A 19166-nucleotide genomic window follows, 5' to 3' on the forward strand; every position below is an offset into this window, starting at 1 on the left:
AACAGCCTGCGGGGCAGGTCGTCCCGTCCGCCATGACCAGCGGACGATCCGGGACGCTGGAACGCTCACACAGGCGCTGACCAGGGCATACGCCTCATCCCTGGAACGCCGGGGTGGGATGCGGGGGGATGGAGGAACGGTGGCGGACACCACCAGGGGAAGCGATTTCGCGGAATTCCTGCGGGAGTTGAAGAACCGCTCCGGGCACAGCTACGGCACGCTCGCCAAACGGCTGCACATGAGTACGTCGACGCTTCACCGCTACTGCAACGGGGACGCCGTACCCACCGACTACGCCCCCGTGGAACGGCTGGCCCGCCTGTGCAGGGCCACGCCCGAGGAACTCGTGGAACTGCACCGCAGGTGGGTGCTGGCGGATGCGGGGAGGGGGCGGAAGGAGACGGGGGCGGTTGCTGCGTGGCCGGTGGCCGATGAGGCGGTCGCGTCGGCGCCCGCCGAGGCGGTCGGTCCGGCGCCCGGTGAGTCGGTCACGCCCACGCCCGCCCGGGAACCGGTGTCGGACCGCCGACCCCGTCGACGCGTCCGCACCGTCCTGCTCGCCGCCCTCACCGTCACCGCGCTGCTCGGCACGGCGGCGGTCGCCGTACACCTGTCCCCGAGCGACCGGAACAGCGAGGGCAGCCAGGCCGGCTCGGCCACGGCCGCCCGTACGGACGCACCGGGCGACCGGGCGCCGGCGCCCGACGCCGCGCACCCGACCGACGCCACCCGCTCGGCCGGCCCGTCCCGCTCCTCGTCACCGCCCGCCGGTACGCGGCCCGGGCACAGGCCGAGCGCGCCGCACACCGCTCGTACGCCCGACCGCGGCGACACCGTCACCTCCACCGCCCCGCCCCTCGCGATCACCACCCACCCCTACGCCTGGCCGGACCCCTGCCATCAGCACTACCTGATCGACCGCCCCCCGACCGAGGTCTCCCCGCCCCCGCTTGAGCAGGACGCGCCCGCCTACGTGGCCGTGCACAAGGCGGTGTCGGCGGGGGAGCAGTACGTCACGTTCACCGTGCAGGGAACCGGCTCGGCCACCGTCGTGCTGGAGCAGCTGTCCGTGCGCATGGCGGGCCGCCGCACGCCGCTCGCGTGGAACGACTACGCCATGGGCTACCCGGGCGTGGGCTGCGGCGGCGGTATGCGGCCCCGGTCCTTCACGCTCGCCCTGGACGCGCTGCGTCCCCAGGTCGTGCCGGAGTCCGGGCAGCCCGGCTTCCCGTTCAAGGTGAGCCGGTCCGACCCCGAGGAGTTCCACATCACGGCCGACGCCTCCGCGTACGACGTCAGCTGGTACCTGGAGCTGGCGTGGTCCAGCGGAACGCGCCACGGCACGCTGCGCATCGACGACAACGGCCACCCGTTCCGCACCAGCGGCAACAACGGACGGCCCGCGTACGCCTTCCCGCTGGGCGGCGAGAAGTGGCAGCCGACGTCGGGGACGGACGCCGGCTGAGCGTCCGGATCGCGGAATCACCGGTGTAGACGGCACGTACTTCTCTAGCCTGACGATTCCCCGAGCCGAAGGAGAGCCGTGCCATGACCGTCGCCGAGCCCGCTCCGCCCCGCGCCCCCGTTCCGCCCCTCGCCGTCCGTGCCCGGTCGGTGGGCGGGTCGCCCGTCCGGGACATCCTCGCGGTCACCGCACGCCCCGAGATGATCAACTTCGCGGGCGGACTGCCGGCACCGGAACTCTTCGACCGCGAGGGCATAGCCGCCGCCTTCCACGCGGTGCTGGCGGAGTCCGCGGCACAGGCGCTCCAGTACTCCACCACCGAGGGCGAACCGGCGCTCCGGGCGGGGATCGCGGCCAGGGTGACCGGGCGGGGACTGCCCACCGACCCCGACGACCTCCTCGTCACCACCGGCTCCCAGCAGGCCCTGTCCCTGCTGGCGACGGCCCTGCTGGAACCCGGCGACACGGTCCTCGTCGAAAGCCCCTGCTATCTTGCGGCACTTCAGGTCTTCGGGCTCGCGGGCGCGCGCGTGGTGCCCGTGCCCGGCGACGCGGACGGCGTGGACCCGGCGGCCCTGGAGGAGGCGGTCCGGCGCGAACGCCCCAAGCTGCTCTACCTCGTCCCCACCTTCCAGAACCCCACCGGCCGCACCATGCCCGCGCCGCGCCGCGAGGAGATCGCCGCCGTCGCCGCCCGCAGCGGACTGTGGATCGTCGAGGACGACCCGTACGGCGAACTCCGCTACGACGGCCGGACCGTCCCCTGGATCGCCTCCTGCCCCGGCGCCGAGGACCGGACCGTCCTCCTCGGCTCCTTCTCCAAGGTGATGGCCCCCGGCCTGCGCCTGGGCTGGCTGCGGGCACCGGCGGAACTGCGGCGCGCCTGCGCGGTCGCCAAGCAGGCGGTCGACCTGCACACCCCGACCGTCAACCAACTCGCCGCCGCCCGCTACCTGGACGTCCTGGACGCACATGTGGCGCGGGTGCGGGCGGTGTACGGCGCACGCCGTGACGCCATGCTGGCCGGGCTGCCGGACGCCCTCCCGGCCGGCTCGGTGTGGAGCCGGCCCGAGGGCGGCATGTTCCTCTGGGTCCGCCTGCCGGAGTCGTACGACACCCTCGCGCTGCTGCCGCGCGTCGTCGAGCAGAACGTCGCCTACGTCCCCGGCGCGCCCTTCTACGCGGGCGAACCCGACCGCTCCACCCTCCGGCTCTGCTTCGTCACACAGACACCGGAGGAGATCGCGGAGGGGCTGCGCAGGCTGGGCCGGGGGCTCGGCGGCTGAGGGACGCATACGCCGTCTGCCGGCCGGCCCGGGGCCTGCCCTGCCGCGCGCTACGAGGGCTTCAGTCCCACCAGAACGTCCAGGTGGGGGAGCCGACGAGGTCCTTGGCGTAGGCGCCGAGGGTGTCCTGGTCGCTCTGGAGGACGGTGTCCGGGCAGAACGCGAAGTGCTCCGCCGCCACCGCCTCGGCGTCCTCCCGGGTGGCCGGCGGGGCCGCGACGGACACGATCAGGGTGTCCAGGCCGAGGGCCACGACCCGTATGCCGAAGCGGTCCTCCCATGAGCGCAGCACCGCGCAGAGCCGGGCCGCGTCCCCCTCGTAGTCGACCGCGCCGGTCCAGCCCAGTGCCGCCGGGATGTCGGCGGACCGGCGGGCCGGGACCAGGGCGAGGTGCGGCTCCTCGACCTCCGCGTCCGGGTCGCCGGCCAGCGCGTCGGCGACCTGGGCGGCACGGGTGTCCGGGTCGGCGGAGAGGGCGAGGGCCGACGCGAGCCCGGGCCAGTCGTCCCCGAACGGCTGGATCTCCTCGGTGACTTCACCGTCCTCGGTCTCCGCCTCCCAGTACTCCTCCAGGACCTCCTCGGCGTCGTGGTCCCCCGGGTACGACGTCTCGCCGGGCAGGAACACCCAGTCCTGCGGGCTGCCCGGCGAACCGCCCAGGTCCAGGAGCACCGGCAGCAGACCGACCCGGGACGCCCGGGCACCCAGGGCCTTCCAGGTGCCGGGCGCGGCCGGCTTCTCCGCGTACCACAGCAGAGGCTCGTGCCACGGGCCGTCGTGGGCCAGGTCGAACAGCCTGCCGGGCGGCAGTTGCAGCCCCAGGGAACGTCCACTCGGATCGGTGGCCAGCCTGGGCAGCGGGTTGGGAAGAGTCGCCATGCCGGTGACTGTAAACCGCTCCACTGACAACGCCGTTGACGGCCCTTCCCGATGAACCCGAGGCGGCTGCAAGCCCTCTTCATGGGTGGTGCTGAGGTGTCGGGGGCGGGTGGGAAAGGACGGAGCGTGCGGCGTGGGCGGATAGGGGGAGCGGGGGAAGCGGGGCCATTGGACGGGATCGATCGGTTCGGGGGGACCGATCGGTCCGGTTCGGGCGGTCGGTCCGATCGGTTCGGGGGGATCGATCGGACCGACCGAACCGAACCGAGCGACCGAACCGATCGATCCGGTCGGTACGGGCGGTCCGGGCGTTCTCCCGTGCGGTGGCACATCGTGTCGCTCAGCCTGTGGACGGCCGTCTGGTTCGTGGTGGCCGAACGTCACGCCGCGATCTCCTGGCACTACCTGAGGACCGGCCAGCAGCTTCTGTTCAACGAGGTTCCCGGCGGTGGACTGGCCCTCTACGCCAACCACCCCGAGCTCCAGATCGGCCCCGTCAGCTTCCTGGTCGCGGGCCTGTTCGCCCCGTTCTCCGCCGACGTCGGCGAAAAGCTGGCCGACGCCTTCATGTCCGGCCTGGGCCTGTACATGCTGGTCCTGATCGGCAGAGCCGCCGCCGACCACAACCGGGGCACCGGCCTCAATCACAAACGCCTTCAGCAGCGCGTCCTGATCGCCGGGGCCGCCTTCATCCCCATGTGGGTCGAGGTCTCGGTCCGCTTCGCCCACCTCGACGACGTCCTGGCCCTGTTCTTCACCACCCTCGCGGTCCGCGCACTGGTCCGCGGCCAGGCCACGGCGGTGGGTGTGTTCCTGGCCCTGGCGGTCGACTCCAAACCCTGGGCGGTGGGCTTCCTGCCCCTGCTGCTGGCGTTACCCCGCCCGTCCCGTCTCCGCTCGGTGGCGTGGGCCGTCGGCCTGGTGGCGATCGCCTGGCTCCCCTTCTACCTCACCCATCTGGACACCCTGGCCGCGGCCCGCTTCACCATCCCCAACCAACCGGCTTCCTCACTGCGCTGGTTCGGCGTCCACGACCCCGCGACGCCGTGGTGGGACCGGCCCGCGCAGATGGCTCTCGGCATCGCCCTGGGCGCGCTCGCGGTACGCCGGCACCGCTGGCCCGCGGTGGTCTTCCTCGCCGCCGACGCGCGCATCCTGCTGGACCCGAGCGTCTACACGTACTACAACGCCTCGGTCCTCCTGGGCACCCTGCTCTGGGACTCGATAGGCCAACGCCGCCTGGTGCCGTGGGTGAGCTGGGTCGCGTTGATCTCCCTCTACGGCAGCGCCCTCCTGGTCCCGTCGGACTCCGCCCAGGGCTTCATCCGCCTCGCATTCGGAGTCGGCTCGGCGGCATACGTCCTGCTCTGGCCACAGAGGGCACCTCGCGGCGGCCGGGGCGCGCGGCCGCGTGCCGCACGCACGACGAGTGGGCGGCGCGGCTTGGGAGCGGCCTCTCCCGTCACACGGAGGGCGTGATGGGCAGCTATGTTCCACCCCCGCCGAGACACCCCGGCGTCGAAGCTCGAGGAAAGTCCCCCCACCCTCCAGCCCGCCTGGAACGAATCTGCCCCTGGGCCACTCCGACCGGCCCATCGCTATCTCATCGGCCTGGGGACGCCGCTGCGGGTCCTCGCCCCGGACGCCGTACGGGAAGCTCTGGTGCGGCGGTCCCGGGAGCTCGCCGACGAGAACGCGGCTCAGGGATAGCGGGCGAGACCCACCCCGAGCCGCGCTCTGTCGTCGTCAGAGCTTCTCAGGCGTCCGGATACCCAGCAGGGCCATGCCCTGGTGCAGGGTGCGGGCCGTGATGTCGCACAGGAAGAGGCGGTTCTCCACCTGCTGGGGCGTCTCGGCCTTCAGGACCGGGCACTTGTCGTAGAAGGTCGTGTAGTGGGACGCCAGCTGGTAGAGGTAGGCCGCCAGCTTGTGGGGGGCGTACTCCGCCGCCGCCTCCGTCACCGTCTCCGCGAAGGAGTCCAGGTGCAGGCCCAGGGCGCGCTCCGCGTCCGCCAGCTCCAGCTCCGGGTGCGCGGCCGGACGGGTCTCGCCGGCCTTGCGGAGGATGGACTGGATACGGGCGTACGCGTACTGCAGGTACACGGACGTGTCGCCGTTGAGGGAGACCATCTGGTCCAGGTCGAACTTGTAGTCGCGGTTCGCCGACGTCGACAGGTCCGCGTACTTCACCGCGCCGATGCCCACCTGGGCGCCCCGCTCGGCGATCTCCTCCTCGGAGAGGTCCTGGGCCTTCTCGCGGACGACCGCCGACGCGCGGTCGATCGCCTCGTCCAGCAGATCCACCAGGCGGACGGTCTCGCCCTCACGCGTCTTGAACGGCTTGCCGTCCTTGCCCAGCACCGTGCCGAAGGCCAGCTGGTGCGCCTTGACGTCGTCGTTCAGCCAGCCGGCCCGGCGCGCGGTCTCGAAGACCATCTTGAAGTGCAGGGCCTGGCGGGCGTCCACCACGTACAGCAGGGTGTTCGCCTTCAGGTTGAAGACGCGGTCGCGGATCGCGGAGAGGTCGGTGGCCGCGTAGCCGTAGCCGCCGTCCGACTTCTGCACGATCAGCGGGACCGGGTTGCCGTCCGGGCCCTTGACGTCGTCGAAGAAGACGCAGAGGGCGCCCTCGGAGCGGACCGCGACGCCCGACTCCTCCAGGAGGCGGCAGGTCTCCGCCAGCATGTCGTTGTACCCCGACTCGCCGACGATGTCGGGGTCGCGGATCTCCATGTCCAGCTTCTCGAAGACGGAGAAGAAGTAGATCTTCGACTCGTCCACGAACTTCTGCCACATGGCGAGCGTCTGCGGGTCACCGGCCTGGAGGTCGACCACCCGGCGGCGGGCCCGGGTCTTGAACTCCTCGTCGGAGTCGAAGAACTTGCGCGCGGACTTGTAGAGACGGTCGAGGTTCGACATCGCCTCCTCGCCCGAAGTCGCGGTGTCCCCGGCGGACGCCTTGTGGTCCAGCTCGTGCGGGTGCTCGTCCAGGTACTGGATGAGCATGCCGAACTGGGTGCCCCAGTCGCCGATGTGGTGACGGCGGATCACGTTCTCGCCGGTGAACTCGAGGAGCTGGACGGCCGAGTCGCCGATCACCGCCGACCGCAGGTGGCCGACGTGCATCTCCTTCGCCACGTTCGGCTGCGCGTAGTCGATCACCGTCGTGCCCGGCTGCGCGGCGGTCGGCACGCCGAGGCGGCCCGTCTCGTCCGCGTACCGGGCGGCCAGGGTCCCGGTGATCGCCTTGTCCGCGATCGTGATGTTGAGGAAGCCGGGACCCGAGACCTCGACGTCCTTGATCAGCTCGTCCCCGGTGACCACCTGGGACACGACCTGCGTCGCCAGCTCCCGAGGGTTCGCCTTCGCCTTCTTCGCGAGCGCCAGGATGCCGTTGGCCTGGAAGTCGGCCCGGTCGCTTCGTCGCAGCAGCGGGTCCGCGCCTGCGGCCTCCGGCAGGGTGGCCGAGAGGGCGGACGCGAGGTGCTGCTGGACGTTGTCGCTGAGGGACGTGACCGAGGCCATAGGAATGGGTGCCGTTCTCCTCGTGGGGATGGATAGTCCCAGCCAGTATCCCATGGGAGGTAAAGCCGTTTTCGCGGGCGCGAGCCGGTCTGTGAGAATGGGGTGTCACCCCGTTCAGAAAGAAGGACGTGCCGATCGTGGCTCAGAGCACCGAGACCACCGACTGGGTCTCCCGTTTCGCGGATGAGGTCATCGAGGAGTCGGAGCGCCGAGCCCCGGGCAAACCCGTCGTCGTCGCGTCCGGACTCTCTCCCTCCGGGCCCATTCACCTGGGCAATCTCCGTGAGGTCATGACCCCGCACCTGGTCGCCGACGAGATCCGCCGCCGCGGGTACCAGGTCCGCCACCTGATCTCCTGGGACGACTACGACCGGTACCGGAAGGTCCCGGCGGGCATCGCGGGGATCGACGAGTCGTGGGCGGAGCACATCGGCAAGCCGCTGACCTCGGTCCCGGCGCCGCGCGGGTCGTCGTACCCGAACTGGGCCGAGCACTTCAAGGCCGCGATGGTCGAGTCGCTGGCCGAGCTGGGCGTCGAGTTCGACGGGATCAGCCAGACCGCGCAGTACACCTCCGGTGTCTACCGCGAGCAGATCCTGCACGCCATGAAGCACCGCGGTGACATCGACGCGATCCTCGCGCAGTACCGCACGAAGAAGGCTCCGAAGAAGCAGCAGCAGAAGGCCGTCGACGAGGCCGAGCTGGAGGCCGAGGAGGGCTCGGGCGCCGCGTCCGAGGACGACGGCAGCTCCGGCTCCGCCGGGTACTTCCCGTACAAGCCGTACTGCGGCAACTGCGAGAAGGACCTGACGACCGTCACCTCCTACGACGACGACAGCACCGAGCTGGCGTACACGTGCACCGCGTGCGGCTTCACGGAGACCGTCCGGCTGAGCGAGTTCAACCGCGGCAAGCTGGTGTGGAAGGTCGACTGGCCGATGCGCTGGGCGTACGAGGGCGTGATCTTCGAGCCGAGCGGTGTCGACCACTCCTCGCCGGGTTCGTCGTTCCAGGTGGGCGGTCAGATCGTCGGGATCTTCGGCGGGAAGCAGCCCATCGGGCCCATGTACGCGTTCGTGGGGATCAGCGGCATGGCGAAGATGTCCTCCTCGCGCGGCGGGGTGCCGACCCCGGCCGACGCGCTGAAGATCATGGAGCCGCAGATCCTGCGCTGGCTCTACGCCCGCCGCAGGCCCAACCAGTCCTTCAAGATCGCCTTCGACCAGGAGATCCAGCGGCTGTACGACGAGTGGGACAAGCTCGCCGGGAAGGTCGCCGACGGCTCCGCCCTGCCGGCGGACGTGGCGGCTTACACCCGCGCCGTCGGCACGGCCGCCGCCGAGCTGCCGAAGACGCCGCGCCCGCTGCCGTACCGCACGCTCGCGTCCGTCGCCGACATCACCGCCGGGCACGAGGACCAGGCGCTGCGGATCCTGTCCGAGCTGGACCCGGAGCAGCCGCTGGCCTCCCTGGAGGAGGCCAGGCCGCGCTACGACCGGGCCGAGGCGTGGATCAACACGCACGTCCCCGCCGACCAGCGGACCATCGTGCGCGACGAGCCCGACGCCGAGCTGCTGAAGTCGCTCGACGATGCGTCCCAGCAGTCGGTGCGGCTGCTGCTCGACGGGCTCGCCGAGAACTGGTCGCTGGACGGGCTGACCCACCTCGTCTACGGCGTGCCCAAGGTGCAGGCCGGGTTCTCGGCGGACGCGACGCCGAAGGAGCTGCCGCCGGAGATCAAGACGGCTCAGCGGTCGTTCTTCGCGCTGCTGTACCACCTGCTGGTCGGGCGGGACACCGGGCCGCGGCTGCCCACGCTGCTGCTGGCCGTGGGTCAGGAGCGGGTGCGGGCGCTGCTCGGGGAGTAAGCGCTCATGGAAAAGGGGCCCTCGGATCGAGGGCCCCTTTTTTCATGCCGTCATGCGATGTGCGGTTCTTCCTGGAGTTCCCGGGAGTGGCGGTCGGCGAAGACCTTGACCATGCGTTCGGCTTCCGGCTGGGGGAGTGCCACGCCGAAGGTCGCCTCCACGTCGTCCCTCAGCTGGGCGGCCGTGGGATAGCTGCCGTCGATCGACTTGCGGAAGACCTGGTAGTAGTCGTCCTCCGTCGGCTCCGGTTCGGGGACGCCGCCGCCCTCGCCGAGCTCACGGGTGCGGTTCGGGCCCACCGGAATGGGGAAGCTGCCGGTCTCCTCGGGGGAGGGCTGCTGGAACTGCTCGGGCGGCTGGTCCTCGTACCACTCCTCGTACTCCTCTTCGGGGGCGTACTGAGGCTCTTGCATCATCGGGTCGTAGGCGGGGTCGTAGCCGCCGTGGTACTCGATCTCCCGCTGCGCCTGGAACCAGGGGCTCTGTTCGTCCACGGCGGCGTGGTCCGGCTGACCGGCGGGCTGGCCGGGCAACTGGGGGCGCCGCTCGCTGTGCGGTGCCGCGCCCATGCGTGCCGGACCGGCGGCACGACCGCCCGCGGCCACGGCGGGGATCAGGCTCGGCTCGATACCCGCCGCCGCCAGGCCCGCCGGGGCCGTCTCCGCCAGCGGTACGCCGTACCGCGCCAGCCGCAGCGGCATCAGGGACTCCACCGGAGCCTTGCGGCGCCAGGCCCGGCCGAAGCGGGAACGGAGCCTCGCCTGGTAGACGAGACGTTCCTGCTCCAGCTTGATGACCTGGTCGTAGGAGCGGAGCTCCCACAGCTTCATGCGGCGCCAGAGCAGGAACGTCGGGACCGGGGAGAGCAGCCAGCGGGTGAGGCGGACGCCCTCCATGTGCTTGTCGGCCGTGATGTCGGCGATGCGGCCGATCGCGTGGCGGGCGGCCTCGACCGCGACCACGAACAGGATCGGGATCACCGCGTGCATGCCCACGCCCAGCGGGTCCGGCCAGGCGGCGGCACCGTTGAAGGCGATGGTCGCCGCCGTCAGCAGCCAGGCCGTCTGGCGCAGCAGCGGGAAGGGGATGCGGATCCAGGTCAGCAGCAGGTCCAGGGACAGCAGGACACAGATACCTGCGTCGATACCCACCGGGAACACGTAGGAGAAGTTCCCGAAGCCCTTCTTCAAGGCCAGCGCGCGGACCGCCGCGTACGAGCCGGCGAAGCCGATGCCGGCGATGATCAAAGCGCCGGTCACGACCACGCCGATGAGTACGCGGTGCATCCGAGTCAGCTGCAGTGGCGCGGCCACTCGTACTCCCCTCCCCTTGCCTGTTCTTGCGCGCAACAGAGTGGCACATGTGTCCGGCGAACGCGGCAGCGGTCGGTCGTTCCGGTCGGGAGAGGGTGGGGAGAGGTGGTGTCAGGGGTGAAGGATCCCAGCACGGACGGCGCCCCGGCCTGCTGTGGCGGGGTGCCCCGTCAGCGCTTCTGCGCGGCCGACTTGGACGGGGAAGCGCTCGAAGAAGCGGACTTCGACGGGGACGTGGACGGAGACTTCGACGGGGACGCCGACGCCGACTTCGAGGGCGACGCGGAGGACGTCGACGAACCCGACCCGGAGCCTTCGCCGTTGGCGGACGACACCGACGCCACCGCCTCCTTCACCGCCTTCTCCGCGGCCTTCGCCAGATCGCCGGCGTCCGGAGTCTTCTCACCGGCCAGACCGGCGCCGTTGTAGTCGAGCGTGACGACCACGTTCTCGACCCGCGCGACCACCGTCTGCTGCTTGAACAGACCTTCCTTCTTCTTCAGGTCGTAGCGCACGGCCGTCGCCTCGGCGCCCACCCCGGACACCGGCTGCGACGACGCGTTCTTCGCGCCCTCCACCGCCTGGGCGTCCTTGATCTGCCGGCCGTAGTACGCATGCGCCTGCGCCTCACCCGTGCCACGCGTGGCGTCCGAGTCGAAGCGCAGCAGGGAGACGTTCAGCCAGCGGAACTGCGAACCCTTGACACCGTTGTTGTCCAGGCTGTTCCAGGAGCAGGAAGAGCGCGACGACGGGTCGTCCGAGCTGCCCTTCTTGGCCGACGAGACACCCTTGGGCACCAGATCGCCCAGCGTCTTCTTCGTCAGCACCGCGCAGGAGTCCGGAAGCTTCCGGTAAGCGGCCGCCTGCACGGTCGGGGAAGCGCTCGCCGAGGGCGCGGCGCTGCTCGCCGACTGCTGCTGACCGCTGTCGACGCCCTTGCTCTTGGCATCACCCGAGTCCGAGGAGCAGGCCGCGGTGATCAGCACCGCGGGCACGGCTGCCGCGCAGACCAGAACACGGCTCAGGCGCCGGCTGCGCTTCTCTTGCTGGGCACGGTCGTCTCGCTGGGCTGCTCGCTGCATGGTTCCTTCACTCATGACGCTCGGTGTTCGTGCGGGTTCCTGCGGGGCCACGGTACGCGGTGAAGGAGCCGTGCGGTTTCCCTTCGAGTGCTTTGCCGAACACGACGGACGGGGCCGGGGAGGCCGTCATCCATTGAGCGCGTCGGCCAGTTGAGAGGCCAGTTTCTGGGCCCTGTCCTGCATTTCCTTGCTGTCCGGAACCGTTCCGGTGGCCGTCGGCTGCTCCTCGTACTCCAGGGTGACGACGACGTTGGACGTGCGGAACACCACAGTCACCGTCCGCTGCTCGGCCGTCGAACCGGACGTGCTCAGCTGGTCGTCGATGTACGCCTCGTCACCGAGATCGGAGAGCGTACGAGGCTGAAGATCACTCGGCGTACCGGCCGGGGACGACGCCCCGACGGGAGACGACGTCCCGTCCGAGGGGGACGCCCCGTCACTCGGCGAGCCGGACGGGGAACCGGTGGCGGACCCCGACGGGGTGGGGGTCGGCGTCGCGGACCCGCTCGCCGTCGCGGTGCCGGCCGGCTCGGGGAGATCGGCGGCCGTCTCCTTCTCCTCGAACAGCTTCTGCGCCTGGGCGTCGTCACTGACCGTGTTGTCGTACGACACGACGCGCTCGAAGTCGATCGAGAGCCGGTCGGTGGCGTCCGCGGACTCCACCTTCCAGTGGCAGCCGACCTTGCGCTCCGTGTCGTAGGTGAGCGCCGCCTCGCCCTGGTAGGCCTTGTCGCGCTGGTCCGGGTCCGTGATCTGCTTGATCCCGGGCAGCAGCGAGTCGAGGGCGTCATGACCGACCGCGCCGCACGGCTCGGGGAGGGTCTGGTACTTGCCGGGCTGCGCGGCGACGGTGGCCGTGCCGGCGTCGCCCGGGTTGGCGTTGTCCGCCGGGCTCTTGTCCCCCGAGCCGCTCGTGCAGCCGGCCAGCAGCGCCGCGAGGAGGGCGGCGGTGCCGGTTACGTACGCCTTCCGCTGCACGGTCAGGCTCCTCTCGACGGTGTGCGCTCGCTCGATGGGCCAGTGTCCCCGCTGGTTATTCGCTTGCCGCGCGGGGGCGCCCCCTGGAGACAATGTGTATCGCACGCACTGCCGTGAACGCCGGTCCGCTGTACCTTTCGTCGACCTTGGCACCGGTTTTGCGATCTAAGACTTCTGTCATGTTTTCGGGGGAATGAGGACGCTATGTCGTACGTAGAAATGCCGGGTGCGAAGGTCCCGATCCGGATGTGGACGGACCCGGCGACGGTCGAGGACGTGGCCCTGCGCCAGCTCCAGAACGTGGCGACCCTGCCGTGGATCAAGGGCCTCGCGGTCATGCCGGACGTCCACTACGGCAAGGGCGCGACGGTCGGCTCGGTCATCGCGATGCAGGGCGCGGTGTGCCCGGCCGCGGTGGGCGTGGACATCGGGTGCGGGATGTCGGCGGTGAAGACGTCGCTGACCGCCGATGACCTCCCGGGGGACCTGTCGCGGCTGCGGTCGAAGATCGAGGCCGCGATCCCGGTGGGGCGGGGGATGCATGAGGACCCGGTCGAGCCGGGGGACTTCCACGGTCTGGCCACGGCCGGGTGGGAGGGGTTCTGGGGCCGGTTCGACGGGGTGGCCGAAGCGGTCAAGTTCCGGCAGGAGCGGGCCTGGAAGCAGATGGGAACGCTCGGCGGTGGCAATCACTTCATTGAGATATGCACGGATGTGACCGGTTCTGTGTGGCTCATGCTCCACTCCGGCTCCCGCAACATCGGCAAGGAACTCGCCGAGCACCACATCGGCGTGGCCCAGACGCTCCCGCACAACCAGGGGCTGGTCGACCGTGACCTGGCCGTCTTCGTCGCGGACACCCCGCAGATGGCCGCCTACCGCAACGACCTGTTCTGGGCGCAGGAGTACGCCAAGTACAACCGCACGCTGATGATGGCGCTCCTGAAGGACGTGATCCGCAAGGAGTTCAAGAAGGCGAAGCCGGCCTTCGAGCAGGAGATCTCCTGCCACCACAACTATGTGGCGGAGGAGCGGTACGAGGGCATGGACCTGCTCGTGACGCGCAAGGGTGCGATCCGGGCCGGCACCGGCGAGTACGGCATCATCCCCGGCTCCATGGGCACCGGTTCGTACATCGTCAAGGGCCTCGGCAACGAGAACGCCTTCAACTCGGCCTCCCACGGTGCAGGTCGGCGGATGAGCCGTAACGCGGCCAAGCGTCGGTTCTCGACCAAGGACCTGGAGGATCAGACCCGGGGCGTGGAGTGCCGCAAGGACTCCGGCGTCGTGGACGAGATCCCGGGCGCCTACAAGTCGATCGACCAGGTCATCGACCAGCAGAGGGACCTGGTGCAGGTCGTGGCCAAGCTGAAGCAGGTCGTCTGCGTGAAGGGCTAGGCCCCCGGCCCCGAGACGAAGCGCTCCAGGAGCACGCACAGCAGCTCCTGTTCGTCCTCCTCCAGGGGGTGGACGAGCCGCCGCGGGACCCCGATGACGCGGCGGCCGGAACTGGACCGGGCCTTCACGGTGTCCTTCCGGGCACCGGAGCGGCGTCGAGGGGGGTCACGTGATGAAGCGCAGGCGTACGCGGCTGGGGACATGGGCCGTCGGGGTGGTCGTCGTGGGGAGTCTCGTCGCGGGGTGTTCGCAGAAGTACGACGACGAGCGGGGGAAGGGGGACGCGCCGGTCAGGGGGAAGGCCGGGGACAACACGCCCGCCGAGGTCTACAACATGCCCGACGGGTTCGGGAACCTCGCCACCAAGTGCGTCGGGCACGGGTTCCGGGCGTATGTGACGACCAACGCCAGCGGGCCCTCCAATGTGCAGATCGTGGAGGACAAGGCGTGCGCCGGCTGAACGCCGCGGTGGCCGTCTGTGTCCTGCTGCTGGTCGGCGGGTGCTCCCGGCAGCACTACGAGGAGCGGGGCAAGGCCGACGCTCCGGTGGCGGGACGAGCCGGGGAGGACTCGCCCGCCGAGGTCTACAACTTCCCCGACGGGTTCGGGAATCTCGCCACCAAGTGTGTGGGGGAGGGGAAGCGGGGCTACGCCACCACCAAGTTCGTGCGGGCCGAGGACGAGGACGACGTGAAGATCGTTCCCGCCAACGCCGTCATCGTCGACGACCCGTCCTGCCGCTCCCGCTGATCACTTCGCGTGGCGCACCGCGTAGATCATGACGAACGCCACGAAGTGGATGCCGAAGAGGAAGTAGCCCAGGAAGTACCAGACCTTGCGCTCGTCCTTGGTCTCCTGGGCCAGGCGGCGTTGTTCCAGGGAGTCGTCGGGGCCGTCCTGCGGCATCAGGGCTCCCGGTGGAGCTTGGTGTTGGACGCCTGGGCGCGGGGGCGCAGGACCAGGAGGTCGACGTTGACGTGGCTGGGGCGGGTGACCGCCCAGGTGATCGTCTCGGCCACGTCGTCCGCGGTGAGGGGCGCGGCCACGCCCTCGTAGACCTTGGCGGCCTTCGCCGCGTCGCCGCCGAAGCGGGTCAGGGCGAACTCGTCGGTCTTGACCAGGCCGGGGGCGACCTCGATCACGCGGACCGGCCGGCCGACGATCTCGAGGCGCAGGGTCTCGGCGAGGACGTGGGCTCCGTGCTTGGCGGCGACGTAACCCCCGCCGCCTTCGTACGTGCCGTGGCCGGCGGTGGAGGAGACGACCACGACCACGCCGTCCCCGCTCGCCTCCAGCTTGGGCAGCAGGGCCTGGGTGAGGTTGAGGGTGCCGATGACGTTCGTCTCGTACATGCTGCGCCAGTCCGCCGGGTCGCCGGTGGCCACGGGATCGGCGCCGAGGGCTCCGCCCGCGTTGTTGACCAGGACGCCGATGGTCTTGAAGGCGGTCGCGAACTCGTCGACGGCCGCGCGGTCCGTCACGTCCAGCTGGTACGCCGTCGCGGCGAGGCCCGCCGCGGTGAGTTCCTCGGCCAGCGCCTCGATTCGGTCCTTGCGGCGGGCCGTGAGGACGACCCGGTAGCCGGCCTCGGCGAGCTGCCGGGCCGTGGCGGCGCCGATGCCGCTGCTCGCGCCCGTGACGACGGCGATGCGGGAGGCGGCGGACGGGGCGGCGGGGGCCATGGGCTGCTCCTGGGAGGAAGGTCTGCGGCTTCGTCCAGCCTAAGTGAGTCTCAGCCGCCGTTCCTCGGCGCCCACATGATCACGGCCATCCCGGCGAGGCAGATGAGCGCCCCGGTGATGTCCCAGCGGTCGGGGCGGTAGCCGTCGGCGATCACGCCCCAGACGATCGAGCCGGCGACGAAGATCCCGCCGTAGGCGGCGAGGATGCGGCCGAAGTGGGCGTCGGGCTGGAAGGTGGCGACGAAGCCGTACGCGCCCAGGGCGAGGACTCCACCCGCCGCCCAGAGCCAGCCGCGGTGTTCCCGTACGCACTGCCAGACCAGCCAGGCGCCGCCGATCTCGAAGAGAGCGGCGACGACGAACAGGGCGGCGGAGCGGAGGACGGGCATGGACGCAGCTTCGCACGCGGGTGCCGGCATGCGATTCCCGCGCCCTGCGCGCCCTACGCGCCTTCCGCGTTCTCGGCGTCCTCGGCGTTCTCCGCGTCATAGCGTTCGCGGGCCGTGCGGACCTCGTCGAAGTGGGTCTCCGCCCAGTCCTTCACGGCGGTGAGCAGGGCGGCGAGGCCGATGCCGAGCGGGGTGAGGGCGTAGTCGACGCGGACGGGCACGGACGGGGTGACCGTGCGGCTGATGATGCCGTCCCGTTCGAGGGCGCGCAGGGTCTGGGTGAGCATCTTGGGGCTGACGCCCGGGATCCTGCGGCCGAGGTCGCTGTAGCGCATGGTTCCGGAGGACAGGGCGGCGATGACTAGGCCGACCCACTTGTCGCTGAGGCGGCCGAGCAGCTGGTGGCTGGGGCAGCTGCGCAGGAAGGCGTCGTACTCGATCCGCGCCTGTTCGCGGCGCTGGGCCGCCGTCATGGTCGCCATGGGCTCTCCTTCGGGTCACCTACGCACTCAGAGGTAACTACTTACTGATGGATAGTACCTCTCCTAGGGTTGGTGCTGCGGGCGGGAAACCGCTGCGGAGAGCATCAAATCCCTTACACATCAGGAGAGTTGTCATGCGTGCTGTGGTGGTGCGGACGTTCGGTGGGCCGGAGGTCGTGGAGGTCGCGGACGTGGCGGTGCCCGAGCCGGGGCCGCGGCAGGTGCGGATCAAGGTCGCGGCCGGTGCGCTCAACCCGGTGGACGTGGCCGTGCGGGCCGGCTTCTTCGGTGGGGCCGGCAAGGTGCTGGGGCTCGGCTGGGACGTGGCCGGGACGGTGGACGCGGTCGGGGCACCCACGGCGTGGGAGGTGGGGGACGCGGTGGTGGCGCTGGTGCCCGGCGTGACCGACCCGCTGGGTGCGCACGCCGAGTACGTCGTCGTGGACGCGGACGCGGTGGCGAAGGCGCCGGTCTCGGTGGACGCGGTGCACGCGGGCACCCTGCCGCTGAACGGGCTGACCGCGCTGCAGGCCCTGGACCAGCTGGAGCTGGCGCCGGGTGCGTCGCTGCTGGTGACGGGGGCGGCGGGCGCGGTCGGCGGGTTCGCGGTGCAGCTCGCAGCGCGGCGCGGGATCGAGGTCGTGGGGCAGGCCCGCGCGGGTGACGAGGAGCTGGTGCGGTCGCTGGGGGCCGCGCGCTTCACGGCCGACGGGGTCGAGCCGGGCGGTGTGGACGCGGTGCTGGACGCGGCGGTGCTCGGGGAGCCGGCTCTGGAGTGGGTGCGGGACGGCGGTGCGTTCATGGGGGTACGGCCCGGTGGGCATCCTGGGCCGGTGCGCGGGGTGCGGACCGCCTCCGTGTCGGTGCGGCCGGACGCGGCGCAGCTGGCGGAGCTGGTCCGGCTGGTGGACGAGGGGGTGCTGACGCTGCGGGTGGCTCGGACGTACGCCCTGGAGGAGTCCGCGAAGGCGCATGCCCGGCTGGCGGAGGGCGGGGTGCGGGGGCGGCTGGTGCTGGTGCCGTAGCCGGGAATAGTCCGGGACCGGGTACCGTTCGACGGGATGTAGTTGAATGGTCAACCACCTGGAGGATGAGCGGCCATGCAGTTCGGGATCTTCACGGTCGGCGACGTCACGCCGGACCCGACCACGGGGCGTACCCCGACCGAGCGCGAGCGGATCAAGGCCATGGTCGCCATCGCGCTGAAGGCCGAGGAGGTCGGCCTGGACGTCTTCGCGACCGGCGAGCACCACAACCCGCCGTTCGTGCCGTCCTCGCCGACCACCATGCTCGGCTACATAGCGGCCCGGACGGAGAAGCTGATCCTCTCCACGTCCACCACGCTGATCACCACCAACGACCCGGTGAAGATCGCCGAGGACTACGCGATGCTCCAGCACCTGGCCGACGGGCGCGTCGACCTGATGATGGGCCGCGGCAACACCGGTCCGGTCTACCCCTGGTTCGGCAAGGACATCCGGGACGGCATCAACCTCGCCGTCGAGAACTACGCCCTGCTGCGCCGCCTGTGGAACGAGGACGTCGTGGACTGGGAGGGCAAGTTCCGCACGCCGCTCCAGGGCTTCACCTCGACGCCCCGCCCGATGGACGACGTGGCGCCGTTCGTCTGGCACGGCTCCATCCGCTCCCCGGAGATCGCCGAGCAGGCCGCGTACTACGGCGACGGCTTCTTCCACAACAACATCTTCTGGCCGGCCGACCACACCAGGCGGATGGTCGAGTTCTACCGGAAGCGGTACGCCCACTACGGGCACGGCACGCCCGAGCAGGCGATCGTCGGGCTCGGCGGCCAGGTCTTCATGCGGAAGAACTCGCAGGACGCGGTGCGCGAGTTCCGCCCGTACTTCGACGACGCGCCGGTGTACGGCCACGGGCCGTCGCTGGAGGAGTTCACCGAGCAGACCCCGCTCACCGTCGGCTCGCCGCAGCAGGTGATCGAGAAGACCCTGTCCTTCCGCGAGTACGCCGGTGACTACCAGCGCCAGCTGTTCCTGATGGACCACGCGGGGCTGCCGCTGAAGACCGTGCTGGAGCAGCTCGACATGCTCGGCGAGGAGGTCGTGCCCGTGCTGCGCGAGGAGTTCGCGAAGGGGCGCCCGGCCGACGTGCCCGAGGCGCCGACCCACCAGTCCCTGCTCGCCGCGAAGGAGGCGACCGCCGTATGAAGCTCGTAGTCGTCTCGGCGGGGCTGAGCGTCCCGTCCTCCACCCGGCTGCTGGCCGACCGGCTGGCCGCCGCGGTGGACCGGCGGACGCCGGTGGACATCGAGGTGGTGGAGTTGCGGGACCTCGCCGTGGAGATCGCGCACAACTTCACCAACGGGTTCGCAGGCAAGCACCTCGCCGCCGCGCAGGAGGCGGTGGCGGGGGCCGACGGCCTGATCGTCGTCACCCCGGTGTTCAGCGCCTCCTACAGCGGGCTGTTCAAGTCGTTCTTCGACGTGCTGGAGAAGGACGCGCTGGTCGGCATGCCCGTGCTGATCGCGGCGACCGGCGGTACGGCCCGGCACTCGCTGGTGCTGGAGCACGCGCTGCGGCCCCTCTTCGCCCACCTGCGGGCCGTGGTCGTGCCGACCGGGGTGTACGCCGCCTCGGAGGACTGGGGCGAGGAAGGACTCCCGGGCCGGATCGAGCGGGCGGCGCAGGAGCTGGCCGCCCTGATGACCGGGCTGTCGTCGGCCCGCGCGGACACCCCGGCGAGGCTGCACGTCGTGCCGTTCGAGGAACAGCTCGCCCGGCTCGGTGCTCAGGCGGGGTGAGAGGACGGTGGAGCCCCGGGCCGGGTTGTCCGGGTGACG

At 70.9% G+C, this 19166-nt stretch carries 20 protein-coding genes; 10 read left to right on the top strand and 10 right to left on the bottom strand.

Annotation, left to right across the window (positions count from 1 at the left end):
- Window positions 1–118: 118 nt before the first annotated feature.
- Entirely contained in the window at window positions 119–1465 is a 1347-nt protein-coding gene (locus ACIHEJ_RS33710; protein ID WP_400141299.1) for a helix-turn-helix domain-containing protein, read from the top strand.
- Window positions 1466–1548: 83 nt separating this feature from the next.
- Entirely contained in the window at window positions 1549–2751 is a 1203-nt protein-coding gene (locus tag ACIHEJ_RS33715) for a PLP-dependent aminotransferase family protein (RefSeq protein ID WP_400141301.1), read from the top strand.
- Between the two features lie 61 nt (window positions 2752–2812).
- Here the strand turns inward: ACIHEJ_RS33715 and ACIHEJ_RS33720 are convergent, their stop codons facing one another.
- Window positions 2813–3631 carry a DUF4253 domain-containing protein gene (locus ACIHEJ_RS33720; protein ID WP_400141303.1) on the bottom strand — a complete coding sequence of 273 codons (819 nt, stop codon included), beginning with the start codon at window positions 3629–3631 and terminating at the stop codon, window positions 2813–2815.
- Between the two features lie 333 nt (window positions 3632–3964).
- Here ACIHEJ_RS33720 and ACIHEJ_RS33725 point away from each other — a divergent pair, with 333 nt between their 5' ends.
- Complete coding sequence (locus tag ACIHEJ_RS33725) at window positions 3965–5110, top strand: hypothetical protein (protein WP_400141305.1); 1146 nt, start codon at window positions 3965–3967, stop codon at window positions 5108–5110.
- A gap of 267 nt (window positions 5111–5377) precedes the next feature.
- Here the strand turns inward: ACIHEJ_RS33725 and argS are convergent, their stop codons facing one another.
- Entirely contained in the window at window positions 5378–7156 is a 1779-nt protein-coding gene (gene argS / locus ACIHEJ_RS33730) for an arginine--tRNA ligase (protein ID WP_400141307.1), read from the bottom strand.
- 128 nt (window positions 7157–7284) lie between these two features.
- Here argS and lysS point away from each other — a divergent pair, with 128 nt between their 5' ends.
- Window positions 7285–9024 (top strand): lysine--tRNA ligase, encoded by a 1740-nt coding sequence (gene lysS, locus ACIHEJ_RS33735; protein WP_400141309.1) that lies wholly within the window; start codon window positions 7285–7287, stop codon window positions 9022–9024.
- 50 nt (window positions 9025–9074) lie between these two features.
- Here lysS and ACIHEJ_RS33740 read toward each other — a convergent pair whose 3' ends face one another.
- The 3 genes from ACIHEJ_RS33740 to ACIHEJ_RS33750 all read right to left on the bottom strand — a co-directional run bounded on the left by ACIHEJ_RS33740 (window position 9075) and on the right by ACIHEJ_RS33750 (window position 12397).
- Window positions 9075–10310 (bottom strand): DUF2637 domain-containing protein, encoded by a 1236-nt coding sequence (locus ACIHEJ_RS33740; RefSeq protein ID WP_400141311.1) that lies wholly within the window; start codon window positions 10308–10310, stop codon window positions 9075–9077.
- A 197-nt stretch (window positions 10311–10507) separates the two neighbouring features.
- Window positions 10508–11419: a DUF3558 family protein gene (locus tag ACIHEJ_RS33745; protein ID WP_400141313.1), complete on the bottom strand. Its 912-nt coding sequence runs from the start codon at window positions 11417–11419 to the stop codon at window positions 10508–10510.
- A 126-nt stretch (window positions 11420–11545) separates the two neighbouring features.
- Complete coding sequence (locus ACIHEJ_RS33750; protein ID WP_400141314.1) at window positions 11546–12397, bottom strand: DUF3558 domain-containing protein; 852 nt, start codon at window positions 12395–12397, stop codon at window positions 11546–11548.
- 204 nt (window positions 12398–12601) lie between these two features.
- Between ACIHEJ_RS33750 and ACIHEJ_RS33755 the strand changes: the two genes are divergently transcribed.
- Entirely contained in the window at window positions 12602–13795 is a 1194-nt protein-coding gene (locus tag ACIHEJ_RS33755; RefSeq protein ID WP_400141316.1) for an RtcB family protein, read from the top strand.
- On the opposite strand, the gene ACIHEJ_RS33760 is transcribed toward ACIHEJ_RS33755, so the two are convergent.
- Complete coding sequence (locus ACIHEJ_RS33760) at window positions 13792–13923, bottom strand: hypothetical protein (protein WP_400141318.1); 132 nt, start codon at window positions 13921–13923, stop codon at window positions 13792–13794. The two genes, ACIHEJ_RS33755 and ACIHEJ_RS33760, sit on opposite strands and share 4 nt — an antisense overlap.
- A gap of 44 nt (window positions 13924–13967) precedes the next feature.
- Between ACIHEJ_RS33760 and ACIHEJ_RS33765 the strand changes: the two genes are divergently transcribed.
- Both ACIHEJ_RS33765 and ACIHEJ_RS33770 read left to right on the top strand, forming a co-directional pair.
- Window positions 13968–14255 (top strand): hypothetical protein, encoded by a 288-nt coding sequence (locus tag ACIHEJ_RS33765; RefSeq protein WP_400141320.1) that lies wholly within the window; start codon window positions 13968–13970, stop codon window positions 14253–14255.
- Window positions 14243–14545 (top strand): hypothetical protein, encoded by a 303-nt coding sequence (locus ACIHEJ_RS33770; RefSeq protein ID WP_400141321.1) that lies wholly within the window; start codon window positions 14243–14245, stop codon window positions 14543–14545. The genes ACIHEJ_RS33765 and ACIHEJ_RS33770 overlap by 13 nt, the downstream gene beginning before the upstream one ends.
- Here ACIHEJ_RS33770 and ACIHEJ_RS33775 read toward each other — a convergent pair whose 3' ends face one another.
- Genes ACIHEJ_RS33775 through ACIHEJ_RS33790 form a run of 4 tightly spaced genes read right to left on the bottom strand, consistent with a single transcriptional unit; the run spans window position 14546 to window position 16348 of the window.
- Window positions 14546–14701, bottom strand: a complete 156-nt coding sequence (locus ACIHEJ_RS33775; RefSeq protein WP_400141322.1) for a hypothetical protein — start codon at window positions 14699–14701, stop codon at window positions 14546–14548.
- Complete coding sequence (locus ACIHEJ_RS33780) at window positions 14701–15477, bottom strand: SDR family NAD(P)-dependent oxidoreductase (protein ID WP_400141324.1); 777 nt, start codon at window positions 15475–15477, stop codon at window positions 14701–14703. Before ACIHEJ_RS33780 ends, ACIHEJ_RS33775 begins: the two co-directional genes overlap by 1 nt.
- 50 nt (window positions 15478–15527) lie before the next feature.
- The gene (locus ACIHEJ_RS33785; protein WP_400141326.1) at window positions 15528–15866 is read right to left on the bottom strand and encodes a YnfA family protein; all 339 of its coding nucleotides are present in this window, start codon (window positions 15864–15866) and stop codon (window positions 15528–15530) included.
- Between the two features lie 53 nt (window positions 15867–15919).
- Window positions 15920–16348, bottom strand: coding sequence for a winged helix-turn-helix transcriptional regulator (locus ACIHEJ_RS33790; RefSeq protein ID WP_400141328.1), 429 nt, complete (start codon window positions 16346–16348; stop codon window positions 15920–15922).
- A gap of 134 nt (window positions 16349–16482) precedes the next feature.
- Between ACIHEJ_RS33790 and ACIHEJ_RS33795 the strand changes: the two genes are divergently transcribed.
- The 3 genes from ACIHEJ_RS33795 to ACIHEJ_RS33805 all read left to right on the top strand — a co-directional run bounded on the left by ACIHEJ_RS33795 (window position 16483) and on the right by ACIHEJ_RS33805 (window position 19127).
- On the top strand, window positions 16483–17373 hold the full coding sequence (locus tag ACIHEJ_RS33795; RefSeq protein ID WP_400141330.1) for an NADP-dependent oxidoreductase: 891 nt from the start codon (window positions 16483–16485) through the stop codon (window positions 17371–17373).
- Between the two features lie 75 nt (window positions 17374–17448).
- Window positions 17449–18534: an LLM class flavin-dependent oxidoreductase gene (locus ACIHEJ_RS33800; protein WP_400141332.1), complete on the top strand. Its 1086-nt coding sequence runs from the start codon at window positions 17449–17451 to the stop codon at window positions 18532–18534.
- Window positions 18531–19127, top strand: coding sequence for an FMN reductase (locus ACIHEJ_RS33805; protein ID WP_400141334.1), 597 nt, complete (start codon window positions 18531–18533; stop codon window positions 19125–19127). Before ACIHEJ_RS33800 ends, ACIHEJ_RS33805 begins: the two co-directional genes overlap by 4 nt.
- The last annotated feature ends 39 nt before the right edge of the window (window positions 19128–19166 follow it).

It is taken from the genome of Streptomyces sp. NPDC052301, from assembly GCF_044593395.1.
In the GTDB taxonomy this organism is placed as follows: Bacteria; Actinomycetota; Actinomycetes; order Streptomycetales; family Streptomycetaceae; genus Streptomyces.

Excerpts from the sequence above, each read along its gene's own strand:
- ACIHEJ_RS33710 (WP_400141299.1), top strand. The coding sequence starts at position 119 with ATGCGGGGGGATGGAGGAACGGTGGCGGACACCACCAGGGGAAGCGAT.
- ACIHEJ_RS33715 (WP_400141301.1), top strand. The coding sequence starts at position 1,549 with ATGACCGTCGCCGAGCCCGCTCCGCCCCGCGCCCCCGTTCCGCCCCTC.
- ACIHEJ_RS33720 (WP_400141303.1), bottom strand. The coding sequence starts at position 3,631 with ATGGCGACTCTTCCCAACCCGCTGCCCAGGCTGGCCACCGATCCGAGT.
- argS (WP_400141307.1), bottom strand. The coding sequence starts at position 7,156 with ATGGCCTCGGTCACGTCCCTCAGCGACAACGTCCAGCAGCACCTCGCG.
- ACIHEJ_RS33740 (WP_400141311.1), bottom strand. The coding sequence starts at position 10,310 with ATGCACCGCGTACTCATCGGCGTGGTCGTGACCGGCGCTTTGATCATC.
- ACIHEJ_RS33745 (WP_400141313.1), bottom strand. The coding sequence starts at position 11,419 with ATGCAGCGAGCAGCCCAGCGAGACGACCGTGCCCAGCAAGAGAAGCGC.
- ACIHEJ_RS33755 (WP_400141316.1), top strand. The coding sequence starts at position 12,602 with ATGTCGTACGTAGAAATGCCGGGTGCGAAGGTCCCGATCCGGATGTGG.
- ACIHEJ_RS33765 (WP_400141320.1), top strand. The coding sequence starts at position 13,968 with ATGAAGCGCAGGCGTACGCGGCTGGGGACATGGGCCGTCGGGGTGGTC.
- ACIHEJ_RS33775 (WP_400141322.1), bottom strand. The coding sequence starts at position 14,701 with ATGCCGCAGGACGGCCCCGACGACTCCCTGGAACAACGCCGCCTGGCC.
- ACIHEJ_RS33780 (WP_400141324.1), bottom strand. The coding sequence starts at position 15,477 with ATGGCCCCCGCCGCCCCGTCCGCCGCCTCCCGCATCGCCGTCGTCACG.
- ACIHEJ_RS33785 (WP_400141326.1), bottom strand. The coding sequence starts at position 15,866 with ATGCCCGTCCTCCGCTCCGCCGCCCTGTTCGTCGTCGCCGCTCTCTTC.
- ACIHEJ_RS33790 (WP_400141328.1), bottom strand. The coding sequence starts at position 16,348 with ATGGCGACCATGACGGCGGCCCAGCGCCGCGAACAGGCGCGGATCGAG.
- ACIHEJ_RS33795 (WP_400141330.1), top strand. The coding sequence starts at position 16,483 with ATGCGTGCTGTGGTGGTGCGGACGTTCGGTGGGCCGGAGGTCGTGGAG.
- ACIHEJ_RS33800 (WP_400141332.1), top strand. The coding sequence starts at position 17,449 with ATGCAGTTCGGGATCTTCACGGTCGGCGACGTCACGCCGGACCCGACC.
- ACIHEJ_RS33805 (WP_400141334.1), top strand. The coding sequence starts at position 18,531 with ATGAAGCTCGTAGTCGTCTCGGCGGGGCTGAGCGTCCCGTCCTCCACC.